At 47.3% G+C, this 862-nt stretch carries 1 protein-coding gene; it reads left to right on the top strand.

From position 1 onward, the window contains the following. Positions 1 to 2: 2 nt before the first annotated feature. Positions 3 to 862: TldD/PmbA family protein (locus tag R7E78_RS25405; protein ID WP_318058510.1), on the top strand; the 860-nt coding region annotated here is incomplete at its 3' end.

Here is an 862-nt window from a genome sequence, read left to right as displayed (position 1 = left end):
TAATGAGCCAAGAACAACAACTTCTTAACGCGGTTGATTACGTCCTGTCAGAAGCCAAACGTCAAGGTGCGGAAGCGGATGTGATTGTGAACCGTAACAGCAGCTTTTCGCTGAAAGCAAACCAAGGCAAGTTGGATGAGTACAAAGTCAGCTCAAGCCAAGTGCTGGGTGTTCGAGTCATTAAAGATGCTCGTGTCGCGACCAGTTATTCTGAATCACTAGAGCAACCAAGTTTAGATTTGATGCTCGCCAACGCGCTGCAAAGTGCTCGTTTTTCTAAGCAAGATGAACATCAAACCATCAGCTGCGTAAACAGCAAAATCACCACTGATGTTGCAGAAATTGCGCAAGCCGATACCACATCGGTCGATGAGAAAATTGAACTGTCCCTTGCGCTTGAGCAAGGTGTTGTGGCTTTGCCTCACGCTTCAAGCTCACCATACAATGGTTACAGTGACGGCGAAACTCAGCTCATCATCGCGAATACTCAGGGTACGTTATGTCAACACTTCGAGCGATCGTTCACTTGTTACGCGTATACCTTATTTGAAAAAGATGGCAAACAGTCGATGGCAGGTAGAATGTCGCTAGGTCGCCGTTTTGATGAGTTGAATTCAACTTACTGCATTGAAGGCGGTTATAACCTTGCTCGCGACCTCCTTGATGGAGTACCAGTTGCGACAGGTAACTATCCGGCTATCTTCCACATCAATGCGCTAGCAAGTTTATTCGGTGCTTTCGGCAGTGCGTTTTCTGGTGTGAGTGCGATGAAAGGCATCTCGCCACTGGGTGACAAGCTTGGTCAAAGCGTAGCAAGTGAACTTCTCACCTTTACCGATGCGGCATACATGCCGAATGGTAT

It is taken from the genome of Vibrio sp. YT-19(2023) (genome assembly GCF_033337395.1).
Note: the sequence above shows the minus strand (reverse complement) of the source record. Positions and strands in the feature narration are given on the sequence as shown.